At 47.1% G+C, this 255-nt stretch carries 1 protein-coding gene; it reads right to left on the reverse strand.

Annotation, left to right across the window (positions count from 1 at the left end):
* On the reverse strand, positions 1–255 hold a 255-nt coding region (locus tag M3223_RS24130; RefSeq protein ID WP_251566330.1), incomplete at both ends, for an IS3 family transposase.

Consider the following 255-nt stretch of genomic DNA (forward strand, 5'->3'; position numbering starts at 1 on the left):
ATCGGTTCTGCTGCTCGTAGTAAGCTGCTTCAAACCGATCTGGCGATTCGTAACCCAGTGAACCGTGGATTCGCTTTCGGTTGTAAAACAGCTCGATGTACTCGAATACCTCTTGTTGCGCCTGGGCTTTCGTCCGAAATTTGGTGCAGTAAATAAACTCCTTCTTCAGCACGCTGTGAAAGGATTCGATACAAGCATTATCGTAGCAGTTTCCCTTACGGCTCATGCTGGCAGTCATTTGGTATTGCTTCAATC

Source organism: Paenibacillus pasadenensis (assembly GCF_023715725.1).
Taxonomy (GTDB): Bacteria; Bacillota; Bacilli; order Paenibacillales; family Paenibacillaceae; genus Paenibacillus_O; species Paenibacillus_O pasadenensis_A.